19 protein-coding genes and 1 pseudogene are annotated in these 22238 nt (G+C 69.2%); 9 read left to right on the top strand and 11 right to left on the bottom strand.

Features of this window, described 5'->3' with window-relative positions:
- The first annotated feature begins 21 nt into the window (after nucleotides 1-21).
- Entirely contained in the window at nucleotides 22-1104 is a 1083-nt protein-coding gene (locus ACI2K6_RS14475) for a helix-turn-helix domain-containing protein (protein ID WP_404568918.1), read from the top strand.
- A 10-nt stretch (nucleotides 1105-1114) separates the two neighbouring features.
- On the opposite strand, the gene ACI2K6_RS14470 is transcribed toward ACI2K6_RS14475, so the two are convergent.
- The 7 genes from ACI2K6_RS14470 to ACI2K6_RS14440 all read right to left on the bottom strand — a co-directional run bounded on the left by ACI2K6_RS14470 (nucleotide 1115) and on the right by ACI2K6_RS14440 (nucleotide 9252).
- On the bottom strand, nucleotides 1115-1849 hold the full coding sequence (locus ACI2K6_RS14470) for a glycosyltransferase (RefSeq protein ID WP_404568917.1): 735 nt from the start codon (nucleotides 1847-1849) through the stop codon (nucleotides 1115-1117).
- A complete protein-coding gene (locus tag ACI2K6_RS14465) occupies nucleotides 1846-3213 on the bottom strand; it encodes a PIG-L family deacetylase (RefSeq protein ID WP_404568916.1) in 1368 nt (455 codons plus the stop codon). Before ACI2K6_RS14465 ends, ACI2K6_RS14470 begins: the two co-directional genes overlap by 4 nt.
- Complete coding sequence (locus ACI2K6_RS14460; RefSeq protein ID WP_404568915.1) at nucleotides 3207-4268, bottom strand: acyl-CoA dehydrogenase family protein; 1062 nt, start codon at nucleotides 4266-4268, stop codon at nucleotides 3207-3209. Before ACI2K6_RS14460 ends, ACI2K6_RS14465 begins: the two co-directional genes overlap by 7 nt.
- A gap of 82 nt (nucleotides 4269-4350) precedes the next feature.
- Nucleotides 4351-5661: a UDP-glucose/GDP-mannose dehydrogenase family protein gene (locus tag ACI2K6_RS14455; RefSeq protein WP_323987773.1), complete on the bottom strand. Its 1311-nt coding sequence runs from the start codon at nucleotides 5659-5661 to the stop codon at nucleotides 4351-4353.
- A 96-nt stretch (nucleotides 5662-5757) separates the two neighbouring features.
- On the bottom strand, nucleotides 5758-7611 hold the full coding sequence (locus ACI2K6_RS14450) for an amidase family protein (protein ID WP_354452049.1): 1854 nt from the start codon (nucleotides 7609-7611) through the stop codon (nucleotides 5758-5760).
- Complete coding sequence (locus ACI2K6_RS14445; protein WP_404568914.1) at nucleotides 7608-8366, bottom strand: cohesin domain-containing protein; 759 nt, start codon at nucleotides 8364-8366, stop codon at nucleotides 7608-7610. The genes ACI2K6_RS14450 and ACI2K6_RS14445 overlap by 4 nt, the downstream gene beginning before the upstream one ends.
- Nucleotides 8367-8493: 127 nt before the next feature.
- Nucleotides 8494-9252, bottom strand: coding sequence for a hypothetical protein (locus ACI2K6_RS14440; RefSeq protein WP_274179422.1), 759 nt, complete (start codon nucleotides 9250-9252; stop codon nucleotides 8494-8496).
- A gap of 58 nt (nucleotides 9253-9310) precedes the next feature.
- On the opposite strand from ACI2K6_RS14440, the gene ACI2K6_RS14435 reads away from it, so the two are divergent.
- Nucleotides 9311-10771 carry a YdiU family protein gene (locus ACI2K6_RS14435; RefSeq protein ID WP_404568913.1) on the top strand — a complete coding sequence of 487 codons (1461 nt, stop codon included), beginning with the start codon at nucleotides 9311-9313 and terminating at the stop codon, nucleotides 10769-10771.
- Nucleotides 10772-10899: 128 nt separating this feature from the next.
- A complete protein-coding gene (locus ACI2K6_RS14430; protein WP_205289239.1) occupies nucleotides 10900-11490 on the top strand; it encodes an excalibur calcium-binding domain-containing protein in 591 nt (196 codons plus the stop codon).
- Between the two features lie 11 nt (nucleotides 11491-11501).
- Here the strand turns inward: ACI2K6_RS14430 and ACI2K6_RS14425 are convergent, their stop codons facing one another.
- Complete coding sequence (locus ACI2K6_RS14425; protein ID WP_404568912.1) at nucleotides 11502-12437, bottom strand: aldo/keto reductase family oxidoreductase; 936 nt, start codon at nucleotides 12435-12437, stop codon at nucleotides 11502-11504.
- Nucleotides 12438-12496: 59 nt separating this feature from the next.
- Between ACI2K6_RS14425 and ACI2K6_RS14420 the strand changes: the two genes are divergently transcribed.
- Nucleotides 12497-12985: an SRPBCC family protein gene (locus ACI2K6_RS14420; RefSeq protein WP_354452059.1), complete on the top strand. Its 489-nt coding sequence runs from the start codon at nucleotides 12497-12499 to the stop codon at nucleotides 12983-12985.
- Between the two features lie 34 nt (nucleotides 12986-13019).
- Here the strand turns inward: ACI2K6_RS14420 and ACI2K6_RS14415 are convergent, their stop codons facing one another.
- Both ACI2K6_RS14415 and ACI2K6_RS14410 read right to left on the bottom strand, forming a co-directional pair.
- Complete coding sequence (locus ACI2K6_RS14415; protein WP_404568911.1) at nucleotides 13020-14462, bottom strand: HNH endonuclease; 1443 nt, start codon at nucleotides 14460-14462, stop codon at nucleotides 13020-13022.
- A 196-nt stretch (nucleotides 14463-14658) separates the two neighbouring features.
- Entirely contained in the window at nucleotides 14659-16056 is a 1398-nt protein-coding gene (locus ACI2K6_RS14410; RefSeq protein ID WP_404568910.1) for a hypothetical protein, read from the bottom strand.
- A gap of 257 nt (nucleotides 16057-16313) precedes the next feature.
- Here ACI2K6_RS14410 and ACI2K6_RS14405 point away from each other — a divergent pair, with 257 nt between their 5' ends.
- Together ACI2K6_RS14405 and ACI2K6_RS14400 are read left to right on the top strand one after the other, a co-directional pair.
- Complete coding sequence (locus tag ACI2K6_RS14405) at nucleotides 16314-17057, top strand: hypothetical protein (protein WP_404568909.1); 744 nt, start codon at nucleotides 16314-16316, stop codon at nucleotides 17055-17057.
- Nucleotides 17058-17431: 374 nt separating this feature from the next.
- Nucleotides 17432-17614 (top strand): hypothetical protein, encoded by a 183-nt coding sequence (locus tag ACI2K6_RS14400; RefSeq protein ID WP_269268088.1) that lies wholly within the window; start codon nucleotides 17432-17434, stop codon nucleotides 17612-17614.
- 226 nt (nucleotides 17615-17840) lie between these two features.
- On the opposite strand, the pseudogene ACI2K6_RS14395 reads toward ACI2K6_RS14400, so the two are convergent.
- A pseudogene (locus ACI2K6_RS14395) lies at nucleotides 17841-18378 on the bottom strand (ISL3 family transposase); the annotation flags it as partial.
- A 145-nt stretch (nucleotides 18379-18523) separates the two neighbouring features.
- Here ACI2K6_RS14395 and ACI2K6_RS14390 point away from each other — a divergent pair.
- Genes ACI2K6_RS14390 through ACI2K6_RS14380 form a run of 3 tightly spaced genes read left to right on the top strand, consistent with a single transcriptional unit; the run spans nucleotide 18524 to nucleotide 22229 of the window.
- Nucleotides 18524-19921 (top strand): glycosyltransferase, encoded by a 1398-nt coding sequence (locus ACI2K6_RS14390; RefSeq protein ID WP_404568908.1) that lies wholly within the window; start codon nucleotides 18524-18526, stop codon nucleotides 19919-19921.
- Between the two features lie 17 nt (nucleotides 19922-19938).
- Nucleotides 19939-21078, top strand: coding sequence for a glycosyltransferase (locus tag ACI2K6_RS14385; RefSeq protein ID WP_404568907.1), 1140 nt, complete (start codon nucleotides 19939-19941; stop codon nucleotides 21076-21078).
- A complete protein-coding gene (locus tag ACI2K6_RS14380; protein WP_404568906.1) occupies nucleotides 21075-22229 on the top strand; it encodes a glycosyltransferase family 4 protein in 1155 nt (384 codons plus the stop codon). The genes ACI2K6_RS14385 and ACI2K6_RS14380 overlap by 4 nt, the downstream gene beginning before the upstream one ends.
- The last annotated feature ends 9 nt before the right edge of the window (nucleotides 22230-22238 follow it).

Below are 22238 nucleotides of genomic sequence, written 5' to 3'. Positions count from 1 at the left end.
CCGGGTGGTGCACTGAGCGACGTGAATGAAACGCACAGCACCGAGCCCACCAGCACCGCGTCCCATAAGGGTGACGTCGGTCGCTTCCTCGCCACCGCACGGCGGGAAGCCGGACTCACGCAGAAGGAGCTCGCCTCGAGTGTCTTCGTGACCGAGTCGGCGGTGTCGAAGTGGGAGCGCGGGCTCTCGTACCCCGACCTCGCGACGCTCGGCCCGCTCGCACGAGCGCTCGGTGTCACCGAGGGCGAGCTCGTCAGCGCCAGCGCCGACGACCGGGGTCGGCTCGACGCGCAGCAGGCCCGCGTGCATCGGCGATGGCGCGGCGCGCTGCTGTGGACGACGGTCGGTGCGTACGCGGTCGCTCTGGTCGCCACGTTCGTGACTAACCTGGCGGTCGAGCACACGCTCTCGTGGTTCTGGATCGTCGCCGCGGCCGTCGCTCTGGCCTTCTCGCTCACGACGCTCCCGCTGCTCGTGATGGGCCGGCGCGGCTGGACGACGTTCGCCGCGGCGCTCGCCTCGCTCGGGCTGCTGCTCGCGTCCATCGAGGCGCTGACCTCGGCGGGGTTCCTCGGTATCGCCGGCGCCGCGATCCTGTTCGCGGTGGTCGTGATCTGGGGTCCGCTCGCGCTGCGGTCGTTCGGATCGGGCTGGCTGCGTACACACAGCGCGATGATCTCGGTGGTCGTGGATGCGGTGGCGCTGACGCTCATGCTGGCCGTGATCCTCGGCGCGGTGGGGCAGGGGCGGGCCTTCGTCGAGATCGCGCTGCCCCTCGTCGCCGGGGGCTTCGGTCTCGCGATGGTGATCGTCCTCGTGGTCCGCTACCTTCCGCTTCGCGGGCTGCACCGCGCCGCGATCGCGTGCCTCGTCGGGGCCGGGGTCGCCGTCTTCGCCTCCCCGCTCGTCGATGTGGTGCTGGAGGGCGGGCCGGTCGTGCTCGCACCGGTCGACCTCGCGACGTGGTCGGACGCGACCGTCAACGGCAATGTCACCGCGCTCACGGCGATGGCGTTCATCGCTGCCGCCGTCGCGCTCGTCGCTCTGTCGTTCGTCCGGCGACGGCCCGTCGACCCGGCCGCCTCCGACATCGTCGCGGTCTGAGGCGGTCGGGTCAGCGGCCCGCTCGGCCCGCTCGGCCCGCTCCGCCCGCGATGCGCTGATGCGTGGCGTGGACGAAGGCCGCGTATCCCCCGGGAGTCCGGCCTTCGAACCTGCCCGAGGTCGTGACCTCATTGTCGTCTGTGGCCACGACCCGCGCGCCGGACGCGCGCGCGGCCCGCACGACTTCGACATCCTCATGCTCGTCGAGATCGGGAAATCCGCCCGCGGCGAGGTGCACGGCGGCACTCATCCCCAGATTCGCGCCGTGCACGTTACCGGCGGGCGCTCCGCGAGGGTGCGTCGCGATCCAGTGCGCGGTGTGGGCGGGCGTGAGGTCGGCGAAATCCGGACGCACGGTGCCGAGGACGACATCGGCGCCCGCGGCGCGGAGATCGAGCTGGTGGGTCAGCCACGTGACCGGGACGGTGGAATCGCCGTCGGTCGTCGCGATCCAGGTGTCGTCCGGCGCGGGGCTGCCGAGTTCGGCGAGGGCCGCCTCGACCCCTTTCCGGCGAGCGGTCCCGACGCGGCGTGCGTCGATGCGCCGGATGCTGACGGGCCATGACCTCGCGATGCGTTCGGAGGCGTCGGTGCAAGCGTCGAGGACGACGACGGGTGCGACCCGGATGCCGGGATGGGTTCGACGCGCGTGAGCGACCGCGGCGGTCAGCGCAGCGAGGCAGGCATCGAGCAGCGCCGCTTCGTCGTGCACGGGGACGACGACGGCCACGGCGATCGGGCTCACGGAATGAGGCCCGTCTCGACCGCGACCGATCGTGCATGCGGTCGTCCGAACACCTCGAGGATGAAGTCCTCCTCTTCGTGCCGAACGAGCCGGGTCAGCGCGTTCTCGCGCTCGAGAGCCGCGTGGACCTCATCTCCCGAGAGCGGGTACTCCGTCACCGGGTGCCGCCAATGGCAGGCGACGAGGTGGCCGTCGGCGGTGAGGGATGCGGCAATCCGCGTGATCGCCCGGGCGAGGTCATCGGGGTCCCAGTAGTAGCCCACCTCGGACGCGACGATGAGATCGAATTCACCGGCGGGCCACTCGGCGGGCAGCTCGGCGCGAGCGAGACGAACCCCTGCGCGCTCGCCGAGACGACGCGCGGCGACGGCGAGCGGAGCGTCGGCGATGTCGAGGGCGAGCACGGCGTCGCAGCGATCGGCGAGGACGGCGGTGAGTGCACCCGTCGAGCAGCCGAGCTCGAGAGCGGAGCGGTAGCGCGCGCGGGGCATGCTCGCCATCGTGATCGCACGCTTGCGCTGCTCGTACCAGCGCGAGTCGAAGCCCCAAGGGTCGTCGCCGTTCCGGTGGTAGAACGCATCGAAGAAGTCGCGGGGGAGGCTGCCGGTGCGGCGCGGGGGACGCACGAACACCTCGAACCCGCGCTCGAAGTGCTGCTGCATTCCCCCGTGGAGCATCTCCTCGTCCCCCGCGGCCGCCGAGAGCGGCTCGACCTGTGTGCGGTGGAGGCGCATGGCCGCCCGCTTGCGCTCGAGCGCATCCCCGTCGAGGTCGACGAGGTCGACGTCGTCCCAGGGCGCGTCGTCGGGGGAACCCCAGTGCCAGAGCCAGATCGGGTAGGACCGCCACGGGACGTCGCGCTCGCCGCACACCGCCGCGGCGACCTCGCCGACGACGCGGTGATCGCGATGGCCGTCACCTGTCCATGTCGAGACCACGAGCGTGCGTTCGGGGACCGGTTCGTCGCCGAGCGCGTCTGCGATCGCGCCGGCGATCTCGTCGCGGTGGTCGTCGGTCCGGCCGTCGGGAAGACCGAGAAAACGCCGCCGGATGGTCGGCGAGAGACGCGTGAGCGCCCGCTCTGCCTCGTCCCGTCGGAGCGCAGCCAGCTGGATGGGCGAGTGCGTCGGTGAATCGGGATGCGATCCTTCACCGCCGGTCGCGATGATGACGGAGACCGTTGCTCCGCGCCGGGCGGTGCGCGTCATCAGGCCGGCGGCGCCGAGAGTCTCGTCGTCGGGATGGGCGGCGACGACGAGGAGGTGGTCGAAATCCTCGGGCAGCACCGGCAGCGACCGTTCGGCGAAGGCCGCGGCCCACGTCGCTTCAGGGGTGCCGGGATCTCGGTGGCTGAAGCTCACCACTCGCCGCGCCCTTCGCTCACGCTGCCGCCGAGGCGAGCGAGATCGCGCTCGCCGTGGTGCTGACGGATGTAGATCTGCAGGTCGGCGACGCGCCGGGCGTGCCTCTCATCGGCGACGAGAGGCAGGGGGCCGAGCGCGTGCGCCGCCTCAGTCAGCGCCGTCTCGACGGCATCCGACACGATCGCGCGCACCCGGCCGGCGAGCAGTGCCGGGTCCGGGTCGGCGTCGATCGTCGCCGCTGCGGCCTTCAGCGTCAGCCGCGCGTTCCACAGAGCGGTGTCGACGCGGGCGAGGTGGACTCGTGACAGCTGGTCGGCGCCGGTACGCCGAGCCGCCTCGAGCAGAGCGTCTCGGAGGGGGAGGGCTCCACCCCACCAGCAGGCGGCCACGCCGATCCCGCCGTGCGCGAAGCCGGGACGGCGCAGATACCAGCCGGCTTCTCCGATGGGCACCGCGGGCGCGTCGGCGAAGTCGACCGGAGCGCTCATCACCTGAGTGAGCCCGCGAGCGTGCCAGGGCCCCGCGTGCGGGTCGATCTGGGGAGTGCGCAGCGCCACGGCGAACAGTCGGCGCTCATCGCCGACCCACGCGGTGACGAGCGCGTGGGTGAGCTCGTGCGCGAGCGAGCACCACGGCTTGGTTCCCGAGAGTCGCCACCCGGTGGCGGCGCGGTGGGCTTCGAGGCGTGTGCCCGGCCCCTCGGCGGCGAACACGCCCCACGACGAGCCCGGATGCACCCCGATGGACTCAAGGTCGACGTCGACGTCGAGGCGCCGGGCCTGGTCGAGGATGTCGAGCGCGTCGAGGTGGGGTTCGAGGATGCGGGCAGCGGCGACATCGAGACTCGCCACCGAGGCCAGCAGTGACCAGTCGTCGACCACCGGGCGCTCGGCGGGCCGTGCGGCGCCGACCGCGACCGCCCAGTCGAGGGTGGCGGCGACATCCGTGCCGAAGCCGTCTATGGTCTCAGCGGCGTCGAGTGCGCGGGTGATGCCGTGGGTCAGAGGCCGCTCCGCCAGGAGGGGACTGGTTCTCGGGTCGCGGTGTGCGGGCATCGCTTCATCATCGCCTGCGGGACGAGCGTGCAGGTTGCAGATGCTCGATCCGGCGCGGTGGTGTATGTCGGCGGTGGGTGGGTCAGGGGCGGCCCATGCCGCGGTAGTCCCAGCCGGCTGCGCGCCAGGCGTCGGCGTCGAGGCAGTTGCGGCCGTCGACGATGAGCCGGCCGGCGGTGAGCGTCGCGGCGTGCGCGGGGTCGAGCTCGCGGCGGTACTCGTCCCACTCGGTGACGACGATGACGGCGTCGGCGGCGCGGAGGGCCTCGTCGCGGTCCTGGACGTAGTTCAGCTGAGGGTGGATGCGGCGGGCGTTCTCGATCGCCTCGGGGTCGGTCACGGTGACCCAGGCACCGAGACCGTGCAGGCGTACGGCGACGTCGAGTGCGGGGGAATCGCGGGTGTCGTCGCTGTGCGGCTTGAACGCGGCGCCGAGCACCGTGATGTTCTTCTTGAACACCGATCCGCCGAAGGCGCTGACGACGAGGTCGACGGCGCGGTCGCGGCGGCGCATGTTGATGGCGTCGACCTCGCGCAGGAACGCGACCGACTCGCCGCGGCCGAGCTCTTCGGCGCGAGCCGAGAACGCGCGGATGTCCTTCGGCAGGCAGCCGCCGCCGAAGCCGATGCCGGCCCCGAGGAAGCGGCGGCCGATGCGGGCGTCGTGGCCGATCGCGTCGGCCAGGGTCGTGACGTCGGCGCCGGTGACCTCGGCGATCTCGGCCATCGCGTTGATGAAGCTGATCTTGGTCGCGAGGAAGGCGTTCGCGGCGACCTTGACGAGCTCGGCTGTGGCGAGGTCGGTGATGATGAACGGCGTGTTCTTGGCGACCGAGGGGTGGTAGACCTCCCGCAGGATGTCGGCGGCGCGCTCGCCTTCGGCACCGGCGGGGACGCCCGCGACGAGGCGGTCGGGGTCGACGGTGTCTTGCACCGCCCAGCCCTCGCGCAGGAACTCGGGGTTCCAGACGAGCGTGGCGCCGGTGGGGGTCACGCGCTCGGCGAGCGTGGCCGCGGTGCCGACGGGGACCGTCGACTTGCCCGCGACGATGTCGCCCTCGGCCAGGTGCGGGATGAGCGCGTCGACGGCGGCGTTGACGTAGGTCAGGTCGGCGGCGTAGCCGTCCTTCTGCTGCGGGGTGCCGACGCCGATGAAGTGGACGGCGGCGCCCGCGGCATCCGCCATGTCGGTCGAGAAGCGGAGTCGGCCCGACGCGAGGCCGTCGCTCAGGATCTCCTGCAGCCCCGGCTCGAAGAAGGGGGCTTCGCCGTTCGAGAGCGAGGCGATCTTGCGCTCGTCGACGTCGATTCCGACGACCTCGTGCCCGATGGATGCCATGGCGGCCGCGTGGACCGCCCCGAGGTAACCGCAACCGATGACCGACAGACGCATCATGCTCTCTCTCCGCGGCCCCGACGGCACCGACACTCTTTCATACCAACTTCCCGTGACGCGGGTGTAAACGACCCACCCGCGTCACGGGAACGATCAGCCTGCCGGAAGCGGGCCGTACAGCGCCGGCGTCGTCCGTGCGCCGGTCGCCTGCTCGAACGAGAACGCCAGGCCCAGCAGGGTGCCCTCGGCGAAATCGCGTCCCAGGAACTCGAGGTTCACGCCGGCGCCGGGGATCTGCTCGGTCGCGCTCGCCTGGCCCATCGGCACCGTCACGGCCGGAAGGCCCGTGTTCGGGCTCAACCGCATGTTGCTGCCGACCGTGCCGTAGGGGGTGCCGCTGGGATAGATGATGGCGTCGATGCCGTTCGCGTCGAGGAACTCCGTGACGATCTGCTTTCCGCGGGCGAGTTGCAGCGTGTGCGATCCTGCCGGTCCCGCCCAGTCCTCGTACTGCTGCGGGGTGACGGTCGAGCGCGGCCCGTACGTCGATGCGCCGCGGTTCGGCGCGATGTTCGGCGACTGCGCGATGGCCGCGAGGCTCCGGGCGCCGACCGCCGGGTTCAGGTAGTCGTCGATGTAGGCCTGCAGGTCGTACCCGAACTCGACGGCGCTGCCGCTTCCCTCGCTCAGGATGCCGCTGAATCCCTCGGGCGCCGCGAGCTCGACGACCTCCGCGCCCTGCGCTTCGAGCGTCTCACGCGCAGCGCTGAACAGGCGCTGCGTCGTGGCGTTGCTGCCGACCATGTTCTGCGAGGTCGGCAGACCCGTGATCACGGCGATGCGCGCGCCGCGGAGGGCGTCGGCGTCGAGTGAAGCGGTGTAGCTGGCGGGGACGAGCCCCTCCTGGCGAGCTGTCACCGGATCCGCCGAATCGGCGCCCACGACGGCGTCGAGAGCGACCGCCGCGTCGGTGACCGAGCGCGCCATCGGGCCGCCGGTGTCCTGCGAGAGCGCGAGCGGCACGATGCCGTCGCGGCTCGCGAGTCCGACCGTCGGACGCACGCCCACGAGCTGGTTGTAGGTCGACGGGATGCGGATCGAGCCGCCCGTGTCGGTGCCGAAACCGATCGCGGCGAGGTTGCTCGCAATGGCGGCGCCCGTCCCTCCTGACGATCCGCCGGAGCTGCGGTTCGTCGCGTACGGGCTCGAGACGGTGAGGGCGGTGCCGGCCGGCTGGTAGGCCGACCACTGCGACGACAGGTTGATCGCGAACTCGTCCATGCTCGCTTTGGCGAGGATGACCGCGCCGTCGGCGCGCAGGCCCTCGACCATGTGCGCGTCCGTGGCGGTGCGGTTGTCGTTCCAGCAGCCGCAGCCGGCCGTGGTGGGCATGTCGACGGTGTTGTAGTTGTCCTTCACCGCGATCGGCACACCGAGCAGCATGCTCGTCATGCCCTTCTCGGCGCGAACGGCGTCGGCTGATGCTGCGGCGGCGAGGGCAGCGGCGTCGCCGGTCGTGATGATCGAGTTGAGCGGCCGTCCGCCGGGCTCGATCACCGCGCGATCGTAGGCGGCGATGCGGTCGAGATACTGCTGGGTGAGCTCGACCGAGGTGACGACCCCGGCGTTCATCGCCGCCTGCATCGACACGACGTCGGCCTCGACGATCTCGAAGGGACCGTCGTCGTAGATGGCCCGCTCGGAGACGAGGGCGATGTCGGATGCCGTGATCGCGCCGTCCCCGTCGAGGTCGTACGCGCCTGCCTCCGCCCAATCGGCGTCGGTGTCGGTGCTCCCGATGAACGCCGCGACGACGGCGAGGTCATCCGTGGTGACCCTGTCATCGCCGGTGAGGTCGAGCTCGGTGTAGTAGGGCGCGAGGAACGCGGCCCCGACGGTGGGCGCGGCCGCTGCGGCCACGGCGGGCACCGCAGCAGCGGGGGCGGCGACACCGCAGGTCAGCAGCGCGCCGACGGCGGCGGCGGGGACGATCAGCCGGCGGTTCATGCGTTCACCGCCCGACGGCGCAGGACGATCGCGGTGCCCGCGGCGAGGAGGGCGGCACCGAGCGCCGCGCTCAGCACGATCGGCGTCGCGTCGCCGCCGGTGGTCGAGAGCGATCCGCTCGCGGCTCCGCCGCCGGAGGCGGAACTTCCGGATCCGGCAGCCGGGGTGCCCACGACGGGTGCGCTCGCCGACGGTTCGGGTTCGGGTTCGGGTTCGGGTTCGGGCTCGGCGACGGGAAGGGCGGCGATCGTGATGTCGGTGGTCGCGGCATCCGTCGCCGTCGCCGTCTCGCCGGTGCCGCCGACGAGGCGGACGCTCGGGAGCGTGATCTCGGCCGTCCCGGCGCCCTCGGCGGTGAACGAGAGCGTTGCGAGCGTGAGGGGAGCGGCGGGGTCGGACGCGAGGCCGGGCGAGGTGCCGAGGCGGGAGTGGGTGACGGTGATCGTGCCGCTCGCGGTCTCGCGCGCGGCGGTGAAGCCGCCGTCGGGACCGGTGGCCGAGTCGTCGACGTAATCGAGCAGAGCGCCCGGCACGGAGACGTCGAGGTCGTAGGCGTAGAGGTCGACGACGTCGGTCGCCGTGAGGACGACGTCGATGCGGTCGCCTTCCGTGGCGGTGGCGGTGGCGGCGACGCCGATCGCGAAGGTCGCGGTGGGTGGTGCGGCCACCGCGGCCGGCGCCGCGGCGAGTGCCGCGGTCAGCGCGACGACGCCGGCGAGGGCGGGCGCGAGGGTGATCGATGGGCGAGCAGGCATGCGGAAGCAGCCCCTTTCCTGGGTCGGGTGCACTCAGGACGACAGGCTCTCGTGGGGCTCCGAGCCCACGGTCCTCGGGGGATGTGCCGAGCTTGGCAGGACAGCGTTTCCTGCCGGTGTCGGTGCGTTACGCGCCGGTTTCGCCAGCCTCGCCGCGGAAGCCGGCCGCGAGCCGGCCGTCGAACTCGCGTCGGCCCGCCTTCGTCAGCGAGGCGGAGGGTGCGGCATCCGCATGCGTGATGCTGACGAGTCCCTCGCGTTCCAGCGCGCTCAGGTGCCCCTGCACGCTCGGCTGCTCGCCGTTCCCGTGCCCGAGGCTCTCTGCCAGGACGTCGACGCGCGCCGACGTGACCGGGCGGAGGGCGGCGCTCAGCCGGAAGCGCTGGGCGTCGGCGAATGGGGCCGCAGAGCGCGGAGCGCGGGCGAACGGGCGGACGACGTCGGCGGCGAAGGTGCGGTCGTAGGCGGTCACACCCAGGAACGAGACGACGAGACCGGCACCGGCCGTCAGCGCGATCCAGCCGCCCTGCCCGATCACCGCGAGGGCCATCGAGGTGACGGCGAGCCCGAGGACGACGACCGCGAGAGCGAAGCCCACGGCCCAGCTGCGCCATCCCGCCGGCAGGTCGATCGCCATGCCGAGGCGGCGGCGGAAGAACATCTCGACACCGACGAGCGCGCCGACGACCACGACGAAGGCGACGATCGTCGGGATGCCGACGCCGAGGGCGGGTACGGCGATGATCAGGGCGAAGCAGACCGATTGCGCGAGCGAGGCGGCCGGCGAAGCTCTGCGGAAACGTTGGGCCAGGCGGCGGCGGTCTTCGGCCACCGTGCGGAACAGGTCGTGGATCGGGGCGGAGTGGTCGGTCGTTTCGATCGCCATCACTCCACTCTGTCAAACCTGCGGCCCCGGTGCGACGCAGCGCGCGTAGCCTCGGTTCATGACTCCCGCCGCGCTCTCGCTGTCGCACGACTTCGCCGACGCGTTGCCCGCGCTCGCGCGGCCGTGGTCGGCGGATCCGGCGCCGGCGCCGCGGCTGCTCGTGCTCAACGAGGCGCTCGCCGACGAGCTGGGGCTGGATGCCGGGTTCCTGCGCAGCCCCGCGGGGGTCGACCTTCTCGTGGGTGCCGCGCTGCCGGAGGGCGCGCAGCCGGTCGCCCAGGGTTACGCCGGTCACCAGTTCGGCGGTTTCTCGCCGCGGCTCGGCGATGGGCGGGCGCTGCTGCTGGGCGAGCTGACCGCGCCCGACGGATCGCTGCGCGACATCCACCTGAAAGGCTCCGGACCGACGCCCTTCGCGCGGGCCGGCGACGGGCTCGCGGCCGTCGGGCCGATGCTGCGCGAGTACGTGATGAGCGAGGCGATGCACGCGCTCGGCATCCCGACGACCCGGTCGCTCGCCGTCGTCGCGACGGGGCGCGAGGTGCTGCGTGAGGCGGCACTGCCGGGAGCGCTGCTCGTGCGGACGGCGTCGAGCCATCTGCGGGTGGGCAGCGTCGAGTTCGCGCGGGGGACGGCCGACATCGCCGTGCTGCGCGCGGTCGTCGACTACGCCATCGCGCGGCACCACCCCGAGGCGGCGGACGAGGATGTGCCCGCGCTCGGACTGTTCCGCGCGGTCGTGGCGGCGCAGGCCGACCTCGTCGCCCGCTGGATGCTGGTCGGCTTCATCCACGGCGTGATGAACACCGACAACATGACGCTGTCGGGCGAGACGATCGACTACGGTCCGTGCGCCTTCCTGGACGCGTACGACCCGGCGACCGTGTACAGCTCGATCGACACCGGCGGGCGTTACGCCTACGGCAATCAGCCGTACATCGCCGAGTGGAACCTCGCGCGGCTCGCCGAGGCGATGCTGCCGCTGTTCGACGACGAGCTCGAACGCGCGGTCGAGCTGGCGCAGGGCGTGCTGGCGGAGTTCCGGCCCCGGTTCGCCGAGGCCCGGGCGGCGGGCATGCGGCGCAAGCTCGGGCTCGTCGATGCGCGAGTCTCCGATGAGCAGGTCGAGGCGCTCGCGGGCGAATTCCACGAGATGCTCGAGCGCAAGCGCGCGGACTACACCTCGACGTTCCGATCGCTGTCTGCTGCCGCGCGGGGCGATGCGGCCGGTCTCGAGGCGGCGCTCGGCGGGGATCCGGCGCTGACCGGCTGGCTGGATCGGTGGCGTGCGCACGCGCCCGACGCCGAGGTGATGGATGCCGCGAACCCGATCTACGTGCCGCGCAACCACCTCGTCGAGGAAGCGCTCGCCGCGGCGACCGCCGGAAACCTCGAGCCGCTCGGCTGGCTCACCACCGTCCTGTCGACGCCGTTCACGGCGCGCTCGGGCGCGGAGCGGTATGCCGAGCCGGCTGGTCCGGACTTCGCGGCCGGCTACCAGACGTTCTGCGGCACCTGACCGGATCGGAACGCGCGCGGGCGGTCCGTATTGCGACGCTCGTACGCGCGTGCGTGGCGCGGCGACGCGCGTCCCGCGATGATGACGGCGGGGCCGCGCGGGGGCGCGGCGATGGGGGAGAAGAGAACATGGCCGGATCGAGCCTGCGCGCCGATGGCAAGCCGTCGTTCCTGGCGCGTCCGATGTCGCGCAAGGCGGCGCTGATCACGTCCGGGTCGGCGCTCGTGGCCGGGTTGCTGCTCGGCGGTGGCGCCGGAGGCGCGGGTGCGCAGTCCGAGGTGACGTCGCTGAAGGACCAGGTGGCCTCGCTCGAGACGGATGTCGCCGACGCCGAGACGGTGGCTGTCGAGAACGACACGGCGCTGACCGACGCCCGAGCGGATCTGGACGAGGCGCTCGATGACCTCGCAACGGCGACTGCGGCGCTCGAGACCGCCACCGCTCAGGTGACCGAGATGCAGACCGCGGCGACGGCGTCGCAGACCGAGCTCGATGCTCGCGCGGCCCGGATCTCGGACCTCGAGGGCCAGCTGTCCGCCCGGACGGTGCAAGCCCCCGCTGCTCAGGCACCGGCTGCGCAGGCACCCGCGGCACCGGCATCCACGTACTACGACAACTGCACGGCGGCCCGGAACGCCGGCGCCGCCCCCGTCCGGACGGGGGATCCCGGTTACGGGCGTCACCTCGACCGGGACGGCGACGGCATCGGCTGCGAGTAGGTCTCCCGGGCTCAGGGCACCTTGTGCCCGGCGGCCTGAATCAGCCCGTACCACTCGCCTCGCGTCAGGGGGATGTCGCTGCCTTCGGCGGCATCCGCGACGCGCTGGGGGTTCGTGGTGCCGAGCACGACCTGCATTCCGGCGGGGTGGCGGGTGATCCACGCCGTCGCGATGGCGGTCGGGGTGACGCCGTACTTCGCGGCCAGCTCGTCGAGCTTGGCGTTGAGCTCCGGGTACTCCTCGGCACCGAAGATGACGCCGTCGAAGAAGCCCTTCTGGAACGGCGACCAGGCCTGGAGCGTGATGCCGTTGATGCGCGAGTAGTCGACGAGTCCGCCGCCGTCACGGGTGATCGAGTCGTCTTCGCCGGCCATGTTCGACGCGAGCCCCTGGGCGATGATCGTCGAGTGCGTGATCGACAGCTGCACCTGGTTGGCCACGAGCGGCTGGGTCACCGCCGTCTTCAGCAGGTCGATCTGGCGGGGCGTGTGGTTCGAGACGCCGAAGGCGCGGACCTTGCCCGAGGACTCGAGGTGGTCGAACGCGCGGGCGACCTCGTCGGGCTCGACGAGAGCATCGGGACGGTGGAGCAGTAGCACGTCGATGCGGTCGGTGCCGAGCGCTTCGAGCGACTCCTCGGCCGAGGTCACGATGTGCTCGTACGAGTGGTCGAAGTGCCAGTCGTCGGCGACGATGCCGGTCTTGGTCTGCAGCGTGATCTCGTCGCGCTCGGATGCCGTGAGCTTGAGCGCTGCGGTGAAGCGTCGCTCGCACGCGTGGCGCGACGAGCCGTAGAGGTCGGCGTGGTCGAAGAAGTCGACGCCGACCTCGCGGCAGCGGTCGTAGAGGGCGCGGATGTCGTCGTCGGAGAGCTCCTCGATCCGCATCATGCCCGCGACGACGTTGGGGACCTGGATGTTGCTCTGACCGAGGGGGACGCTGCGCATGATTCTTAGTATGCGCCGCGGGAGCAGGACGCGCGGCGGGGGCATGCCACGATGGGCGGATGCCGGTCGTCGAGTCGCGTTGCGTCGTTCCCGTGCCCGTCGAGGTCGCGTTCGCGGTGTCGCAGACGCAGGGCGAGGTGCGGAAGCGGTGGGATCCCTTCATCCGGCGACAGCACCTGATCAGCGCGGATCGGCCCGCGAAGGGCGTCCGCACGTACACGGTGCAGCGATTCGGGCTGGCGATGGAGAGCGAGTACGTCTCGTACAACCCGCCGTCGAACGTCGGGATGAAGATGACGAAAGGCTCGTGGTTCTTCGCTCGGATGGGCGGCGGATGGCGGTTCAGTCCGGTCGAGGGTGACCCCTCGCGCTCGCTCGCGGTGTGGCGCTACAACTTCGCCTGCCGTCCGGCGTGGCTCGCGCCGCTGGCGGAGCGCATCGGCGCGATCATCCTGCAGCGCGACATCGACCGGCGGATCGCGGGGTTCGCACGTGGATGCGAGGATCCGGTCGTGCTCGCCGAAGCGGAGCGCATCCGGGGCGTGTGACGGCGCCGGGCAGCGTCGGCCAGCGCCGGCCAGCTCAGAAGGGCGGTGGCTCGTCGTTGCCCACCACGGGTGGTGGCGCCCCGCCGGCGTCGGGAACGAAACACACCGACGGGATCGGAACGTCTTCGCGGTACACCCGGCCCAGCGGTGAGGTCCACTCCAAAACCCCGCCGCCGACCTGCCTGACCTCCCATTTCGTGAATTGCTTCATCGAATGGTGTCGTTGGCACAGGTGGGCGAGGTTGAAGATGTGGGTGTGCCCGCCGAGGGCGTAATCGATGGTGTGGTCGAGTTCGCATCGGATCGCGGCTCTGCGGCATCCGGGGAATCGGCAGTGCTGATCGCGCGCTTTGAGTAGGCGGCTCATCGCCGCGGTGGGCCGGTAGGTGTCGACTTCGACCGGGGTGCGGGTGATCGGGTCGATGAAGAGCCGGTTCCAGATTTTGGCGCGGCCGGCGAGCTTGCGGGCGGTGTCGGCGTCGATGAGCGCGGCGCCCACGAGCTCGGCGGGGGCGTCGTCGACGCCGGTCACCGTCTCGGATGTCAGCGTCACCTGGACCTGCGCCCGGATCGCACCCAGCGGCCCGGCGGCGTCGCTGCCGTACGTCGGGTCGACGACCGGGGCGCCGCCCAGCAGCAGGTCGCCGAGGATGTCGGCGCGCAGCTGATCCATCGTGCGGACATCAGACGCGCCACCATCGGCCGGCGCCGCAGCATCCGCCGCCGCAGAATCCTCACCCGCCGCGGAGCCCTCACCCGCGGCAGCATCCCCAGCCGCAGCATCCGCAGGCGCCTCCCCGGCGGCGGCACGAGCGTCTTTGACGGACTGCGCCATGGCGGTGAGGCGGTCGTGGATGCCCGCGGCGATGACCGTCGGGAGAGTGGCGCCGAGTTCGGACATGCCGTCGGTGCCGTGGGTTACCCAAACGCCTCGCTTTGCCGCGGCGGTGCGGTGTCGCTCGGCGAAGGACTCGGACCCCATGCGGGCGGCGAGGTTGCGGAGCGGCTCTCGCACGCGCGAGGCGATATCGCGCTCGCAGATCGAGATCGCCTGCCGCGCGTAGTCGTCGCGGATGTCGTCGGCGAGGCCGCATCCCATTCGGACGACGACGTCGACGTGGTCGCGCGTGATGCGCTGCTGCTCCCACGCCTCGAACACAGCGGGGTAGTCGTCGACGATGGTCAGCGCGTGGTCGATCTCGCTCTGCGCGCGGCGGTCGTGCGACCGTCGCACCCCGGCGATCTCGGCGGCGATCGAGCGCATCTCCATGTCTGATCCCATGCCGCGCGGCCGCTCGCCGGAGCGCGCCGCGACGCTCAGAGCGCTGCGCCCCGCCTCAGCGAGCGCACGGGTCATGGCGATGGTCGCCGCGTGGAGCAGATCGTCTGCGTGAGAGACCCGGTCGACGATGCCCGCGTACGGCGAGCTCGACGAGCCGGAATCCGGTTCGTGCGCGCTTTCGCCGTTCGTTGTCATGTTCCCATTATTGCCAGGGGGTCGGACATTCGTCTCGAATATCCGTACATTTGTGGAGAACAATTTTGCGGCTCGGTTGGGGAGGAATGGGCGGCCCCGGAGGAGCCCGTTTCTCTACAGCGAGCTCCTGGATTTGTCGTTTCTCCATGACGAATCGAGGGATAAACCGGCAGACGGGCCGGTTGGCAGTGCCGACTCACGTGGTAGTTGCGGTGGAAATCGCGAGTGCCACGGCGGGGACGATCGGCACGAGGCTTGCAACGGTCCACGAGATCACCTCCGCGGCTCGCGCCCACCCTTCGCCGCGCTCTTCCGGCGGTGAGACCGTGGCGATCTGTTCGCGCGCTGCGGCGGCGAGTATCAGCCCGAGGGGGAACATGACGCTGACGAACGGACTGATGACAGCGAGCCGGTTCAACGGCAGCGTCGCAGGGCGCCTGCTCTCGTCCCGCAGGACACCGTCGTCGAGCCGGTTCGCCTTGCTTTCTGCGAGCTTGATTGCGATCGCGCGAAGAAGCCGGCTCTCGGCGGGACCATCGTCGGAGCGCGGCCGTCGTCGCCGGCCGGTGAGATAGAACGCCATGCCGGCGTTGCTGCAGGTGACGACGGCGAATCGAAGAAGAGCGTCGGCCGCAGCGCGGACCGGGTTCGTCCCGTCGGCCGATTCGATACTCGCGATGACGATCGTCCCCGAGACGCCCACCATGGCGAGGATGAACGGCAAGAACGCGGGTGTGAGCGGTGACCACCGGCGGCGAGCGGCCGCGACGAACGTGTCGTACACGGCAGCCGTGACGAAGACGGCGAAAGCCGTCAATGCGGCGGCGCGCGCCACGACCACCTCAATGTCGGCAGGTGTGACCGCGTTGAGCACGAGGAGTTGAGCAACCACAAGACCGACGATGCGCGCAATGTCGCCGATCACCCCACGCACGGATGACGGCCCCGCGCGGAGCTTGAGCGCGGAAAGGGCTGCGCGTTGTTCTTCCGCGGCGATCTTCCGGCGCGTGCGACGCACAGCTGGGTCGGTCGGTGGGAGGGGGACTGCCGCAGCGGCGTCTGCCGCGAATAGCGCTAGGAGGATTCCGATCGCTATCGGGCCGAAGCCGCGCACCAGGTCGATGCCGGTCGGCGCGGATTCGATCATGTAGGGGGTGGCGATGTAGATGCCCAAGCCGAGCGAGGTGGGCACGAGCAGCGCGGCGATCAGTGTGAGTAGTTGCTGCCGTCCTGCCGATGCTGTGGGCTGTTGAAGCGCCCCGGGGTCTCGTACGGCGAGTTGCAGAGTGGTGACGAACAGGCCGACGACACCGAACGCGGCGAGTGCGTCGCCGCCGTCGAACCGTGGCAGGACGAGCCGCGGCGCGTCTGGGTTGAGCTGGGTGAGGGCGAAGAGTGAGACGAGCGCGAGGGCGGCGACTCCGCGCCCCAGCGTTGCGCCCAGAGTCCGCGCGTACTGCGAGAAGTCCTCGTCATGGGCTCGCAGCAAGGCGGCGAGATCGTCCGCGACCGATTCCTCTTCGGCAACCGGATCGGTGTCGGTGGGTGCGCTCAGCGAGGCATTACGAGGCGGCCGTCGGCTACGCAAGAGCATTGTCGCGAGGACTCTCATAAGGCGATTCTGCCGGTGGGCGCCTCGCCGTCGTGACGGCGCCGGGCATGTGACTTCGCCCGTCAGGTCGCGCCGATGTCACTCGTGTGGACGCGCGAAAGGCACGCAGGTGACCGTGATCGCTAGAGTGGCGCCGCGGGGATATCCGGTCGCTTCGGCAGACGCGGCACTGCCCGCTCGAGCCGGGCGGTGACCGATTGAACGTGATGCGACGGAGCGTGGCGCGAAGGCCGCGCCGCGTGTTCGTCGCGACCGTCGGGTGCGTCGCCCTCGTGCTCGCGGTGAGTGCATGTTCGCAGGGACGCGTCGACCCGCAGGAGTACGACCCGTACACGGTGGCGCAGCGTGCGGATGCCGCGGCGGCGGCCGAAGCAGCGCTTTCGCGCGCGGCGGGCGGGGTCGTGCTGACCACGGAGACCACGGATGTCTGCTCGGCGGGGCAGAGGAACTGGTGGGTCCAGGATCTCAGCGCGTGGACCTGCTCGCGTTCCTCTCGATGGCTCGTTGCGGCTGCGAGCGGCGACCCGGGGGAGGTGATCGCCGGATATCGGGCTCATCTGACCGACGCCGGATGCACGGTCGACGAATCGTCATACGGGATGGTCGAACGCTACTGGGCTGACTGGGGAGTCGCGGGGATGTATGAGAACGGTGAGCCCTACACCGTCGACGACCTTCCCTCGGCGTCTGCGATGTGCGACAACCAGTCGGTGGGCATCGCCTTTCGGACGCCCGCTGCGGTGCGGGCCCCTGCCCCCGCGCTCTCATCCACGCTCGTGATCGAATACGACGCGTTCGAGCTCGAAGCGGTGACCGGCGCGGGAACACCCTTCGTCGTCGTGCTCCGCACGAGCCGGGGCTACCACTCCGTCGACTGGACGGGCGAGATCAGCGGGAAGGAAGAGGATGACGCGGAGTCGGACTTCCCGCCCGGCTGGTGCGCCTGTTACAGCGGAAGCGACTGCGACTGCCCGGGCGGATAGAGCCGTCACCGGGTGAAAGCCACGTGCGCCTTCGGTCAGCGCTTGCGGCGGCTGCGGCGTCGGCCGTACGCGGCGGCCGTCGCGATCGCGGCGACGGCGAGCAATGCGGCGATGGAGAAGACGGTGGTGTCCACGGTGGCTCCTCACGGTCGTCGGGTCCGTGCCACGCTACGCGGACGACCGATGCCGCGGGCGGCTCGTTTGTGGCGGAACCTCAGCGCCGGCGCAACCCGACCGGTAGTCGATACGGGTGGTAGCCCTGGGTTTGCTCAGGCCTCCTGTGCCCGCGGCGTAAGCGGCGTATCGTCGCGTCGTGTCGGGAGCGGGGTGCCGACGTGCATCGATCAGGGGCGGTCCGCGGAAGGGGAGGAACCATGCGCAAGTATCGAGTGACTCACATCTACGACGCAGCCGATGGCTGGCGCCAGGTGCAGCCCTTCATCCTGACCGCTGATATCCGCGATGAACTCGTGCGGGGCGGATGCAGCATGGTGCGAGTCCGCTCAGGGCTCACGCATCGCAAACTCTCGCTCCTCCGGGTACGCGACCTGCACTGAGGTTCGCACGCCGAAATCGGTGCGAGCTAGGCTCGGGTGCCTCAAGCGAGACCGGCGCGGGAGGGCGCGGAGCAACGCCTTGCCGTCATCTACGAGGAGCTGCTCGCACTCGAGCAAACGGCCGGAACGTGGAACGGCGCACCGTGAGGAGCTGGAGCGTGACGCTGCGGACCTCCGCCGGAAGTGCGCTCTGCGCGGTCCGCGAAAGATGCACTCCGATCCCTCGTAGGTCGATGATCACGGTCACGTAGTTGTCACCGAACGTGCGTGAGACGCCAGACGTGCTCGTCGACACCGCCCGTGATGACTTTGTCGAACCGGCACGGACCGTCAATGAGTCGCTTCTCGCTCTCCGCGACGATCCCGATGTTCGCGGTATGCCACGAAACCCTGAGGCCTGCACGGCGCGGGAGACGGTGAGGTGGTTGACCACGACCGCCGTACGGGCTCATCCGATCCCGGTGCGGGAGATCTTCGCTCTCGCCGCCTGGGTCGAGTCTCGCCGCCAGTATCCGCGTTGGTATCGGACTTCTCGCACCAGCAGCGTCGTGCGCCGGTGTCTGCGCGGATTGTGTGCCAGAGGCCGGGTCACCGTGTCCGCAGGACCGCTCGGCGCCACACTCTCGCCACTATCGGTCATCATCAACGACCCCGCGCTCCAGCACTGCGGAGTCGGGCTCAAGCAGTTGACTGACCGCCCGAGACCGAACTGGCCGAGTCGAGAGGACGCGGTCAGCTCAGGGTCGCAACGTGGGGTGGCGCAAGTTGAGGTCTTCCGGCGGATGGGCAGCGTAGAATCCATCCTGAAAGACCTCGCCCCCTATCCGCGAACCAGCCGGACGCCCGCGACTACACCCCTCAAACGCGATGACCCGGTTGCGCCGGAGGTAACGCACGCCGAGTGAGTCGATGCTCATTGCGGTCGAAGCCATCGTCAACACATCGGCCACGTCCGCGGCTCAACCAAGAGTGTCACCGAAAACCTCGGCGGTGCCGGTGGGCGTCGAGGCCCCCGGAAGGGGAAGCGTGAAGAACTTCCATCATCTTCGAGACATCGACCCCTACCCCCGGACTCGAACTGGTCGTGGCACACCCTCAGTCGCGAAGAGCCCGTTATGCTCGGACCATGCTGACCCCAGACGCCAGCCCGTTAGCTCTGAAGTCGTGACGCCCCCGCAGCGCTCGCCGAAGGTAGTGGTATGGAACTGGCGTGCCATAGCGCCGTCCGAGACGTTTGTGCGCAACCAGCTGCGATACCTCCGCACTTGGGACGGCCATCTCGTCGCGGCCCTTCGCCAGCGAAGCTGGTTGACGGACGATACCGATGTCGCCCTATACGAGCAGAGGGAGCGGCTCCGGCTGCGGATGTTCGATCGCACGGGGAGATCCGCGCGACTTCGGAAATACCTGAAGCAGACTCAACCTGATCTCGTTCACGCACACTTTGCTACCTCGGCTCGCACACTTATGGCTTCCGCGAAAGCTGCTGGTATTCCGGTCCTCGTGACCCTCCACGGGTGGGACGTAACGGCATGGCCTGCAGTCAGGTTGCCCCTAAAACGAATGCTAGCGAGGTGGCGATTGAAGTGCGTGCTGAGAGATGCAGACAGGCTAATAGCCGTGTCATCCGCGATAGCGGATGCCGCCGTTCGGTGGGGAGCGGACCCGTCTAAGATAGTTGTTCACCACATTGGAGTGGAAATCCCGCTCGATCAGAGTTTCGTCGAGAACCCGCGTTGGGACGTCATCTTTGTAGGCCGGTTCGTCGAAAAGAAGGGGATAGACACCCTTATTGAGGCCCTCCATCTGCTCAATGCGCACTCGCGAGTTCGCGCCGTCCTGGTCGGCGATGGCCCCCTACTCGAGACGATGAAGAACCGCGCGGACCTGTACGGGCTTGAGCTCGATTTCCTTGGGGCGCAACCTGCCAACGTGGTGAGGCGGCTCCTGCGCGAGTCAGCGGTTCTTGCTGCTCCGTCGCGGACTGCTGAAGACGGAGACGCGGAAGGTTTGCCCACCACGGTGGTCGAGGCGGCAGCCGCCGGCCTACCGGTGGTCGCGACTTACCACAGCGGCATTCCGGAGGCGGTGGTACATGGCGAGACGGGACTGCTGTCCGCGGAGGGGGACGAGCGAGAGCTGAGCCGGAACTTGCACCGCCTCGTCAGCTCGCCCGAGGAGCGCCGACGTATGTCCCTGGCCGCGGCAACCCGAGCGCGGCAACAGTTCGATGTCCGAAACCAGACGCGAGAGCTGGAGCGCATCTACGACGACGTCGCGCGAATCGTCGTTTGCGTCAACTCGTAACAACCTAGGAATGGGAAATGAGATCATCGCATAAAGGGCTGGCGCTGGAGCGACAGCTAAGACCGTTCAGCGCGCGCAGGCTCACTTTCTTCACGGGGGTCTCGTTGTTCGGCGTTGGGGTGGTCGCACCTATTCTGATGCGCACTACTCATCGCACGGTGGAGGAGGCGGCTCAGTTGGATCGACCGATCTCTGTCGTCATAACGGCGTACCGTGAAGCCGGCATAATTGGCGACACAGTGGCAAGATTGTGCGAACAGTTGAAGAATGCAGCCGAGGTCGATGCCCGAATCATTGTTGTGGCTTCAGACCATGAGACAGCAGACGCGGCGGAGGCTGCGGGAGCCACGACCCTGCGCGTGCCGAGAGAGGGGAAGGCGCGCGCGCTGAACCGAGGCGTCGAAGCTGCCACGGGAAAACTCGTGGTACTCACGGATGCGAATGCTTCCCTGGGGGACGGCTGGCCGGCCCGAGTCCGGGAGGGTCTTAAGCACGCGCACCTGATCTCGGGGGTTAAGCATGAGACTGGGGGTGCCGAGCAGGCGTTCTGGCAGCTCGAAAGGCTCATCAAGAGTTCGAAAGTCAGCAGTGCATCTCGAGTTGAGAGCCTGTCTGTAGTCGGCGAGCTTCTTGCGTTTCGTTCCGAGGATTTTGCGCCGTTTGAGAGGGATCATCTATCCGATGACCTGGCTCTCGCAGCATCGTTTGATCGTCGAGGCAAACGGGTGCTGATTGACCGAGCACTCGTCGCACTCGAACCCGCCACGACCGGGGTGGCTCAATGGGAACGGCGTATTCGCATCGCTGAGGGGCAGTATCGCGAGGTGTTGCCGCGACTGAGGGACTATGTCGCGACGCCAGCCGGGCGCACCTACCTCGTGCACAAGATGTATCGCCTCACGGTAGGAGTATTTGGCTTTTGGCTGGCGATACTGTCTCTCCTAGTAGCGCGATCACCTTGGTCGATGGTCGTGGTGCCGCTTTTAGTCGGCGGCAGCGTCGCCCATTACACACGAGCTCCCGGTCGCGGTGGACAATTGCTGACGACTTTGTCAACCGCAGTGAGCCTACAGGTGGTGCCAATCGTCTCCCTATCCCGCCTGTTTCGGAGCCGTAATAGAGCGAAAGAACCTGGTTGGAAAAAGGTGGCGAGATGACTGATCCGGTGAGCCCTCGCGTGATCCTCCTGACAAAGACGGACTGGAGGGGTGAACGAGACGGGGGTTCCAAGCGCGTAGCCGCACTCTTAAGAGCGCTCGAAGAGGACGGTTTCGAAGTCGCCGCATTCGCTGTGAAAGAGGAAACGACTAGCGCTACGCGTAAGTTGCGGACGGGCGCAGCACTCCAGGTCGCGGGGGCAGTTCTGCGAAATCTGAGTCTATCGACCGCGAAGTGGTACAGTCCCTCGATCGCAAGCGTTCTCTACGATGAGATTCACCGGACGGATCAATCGATCACCCTTGTGATTTCTCACTCGCAACTGGCTCCGTACGCGGTGCTGGCGAAAGGTCCCTCATCGATCGACTTGCACAACATCGAGAGCGAACTACTCCGCAATTTTGCGTCTTCGCGGACTCGAGGATGGCGGCGACTGATCGCCTCCGTGGAGGCGCGCCGCGTTGCTGCGATGGAAGCCCGGTTCACCCAAGACTTTGACTTGGTCGCGGTGGTCAGTCAGCATGACCGAGACGTCCTCGACCGGCTATCAGAAACCCGGGGTGGTCGCGTGGTTATCGCCACGAATGGCGTCGACTCGAGTCTGTTCAACTTCGAGGGGCCCAGAGATCATGCTCGTGTCGTCTTCACTGCGCACCTCGGTTGGCGGCCAAACGTCGATGCTGCCATCTGGTTGGCCCGCGAGGTGTGGCCACGAGTGCTTGCCGCACGCCCAGACGCTCGGCTGACTCTTGCGGGTCGTTCACCATCGCGAGAAGTACTCGCGCTGGTTAGCGACTCGATTGAGATCCGGCCTGACGTCGACGATATGACGCCGATCATCGGATCGGCGCGTGTCGCAACTGCGCCGTTACTCGCGGCAGGCGGGACGCGACTGAAGATTCTCGAAGCGCTAGCGGTGGGAACTCCTGTGGTGGCAACCCCGCTCGGAGCATTAGGGCTCGAATCGATATCGAACGGACTGTCAATCCAGGAGCATGCTGAGAGCTTCGCTAGAGAGCTCGTCAATGGTCTGGACGCCGACGCCGACCGAGCGTTGCTCCGGGGAGCTGTTGCGAAGTACAGGTGGGAAGCAGCTACCCGAGACTACATCGCTGGCCTGCGATCTCTTGCCGTCGAGCGGGCCGGGTAAGAATGAAGA

Source organism: Microbacterium sp. NPDC006705 (assembly GCF_044903545.1).
GTDB lineage: Bacteria > Actinomycetota > Actinomycetes > Actinomycetales > Microbacteriaceae > Microbacterium > Microbacterium plantarum.
This window is presented reverse-complemented; position numbering and strand designations above follow the sequence as displayed.